This is a genomic window from Streptomyces sp. NRRL F-2664 (genome assembly GCF_000719345.1).
Lineage (GTDB): Bacteria > Actinomycetota > Actinomycetes > Streptomycetales > Streptomycetaceae > Streptomyces.
In genome coordinates this window covers 1-299 of record NZ_JOFX01000494.1, presented here as the reverse complement: position 1 = coordinate 299, position 299 = coordinate 1, and the positions used below count along the sequence as shown (strand labels likewise).

Genomic DNA, 299 nt, shown 5'->3' with positions numbered 1-299 from the left:
CGGCGCCGTCACCGCCTACACCTACAATCCCGACGGCAGCCTGAAGGCCGCGGTGCAGAAGACTGCGGACGGGCAGACCGCCTCCGCCGCCTACACCTACGACAGCCTCGGCCGGCCGGCGACAACCGAGTACGGCAACGGCACCGTCCTGGCGGTCGGCTACTACGACAGCGGCCAGCCGGAGAAGGAGACCCTCACCCGCAAAGACGGCACCCTGCTGTCCCAGACCGTGTACACCTACAACAGCCGCGGAGACCTGGCCACCCGCACCGACACCCGCCCCGCAGCCGGCGGGCAGG

1 protein-coding gene is annotated in these 299 nt (G+C 70.9%); it reads left to right on the top strand.

What is annotated here, in order from left to right; genetic code table 11:
- Positions 1-299 (top strand): hypothetical protein (locus IF89_RS0136670; RefSeq protein WP_030778127.1); only part of this gene is annotated, 299 nt, incomplete at both ends.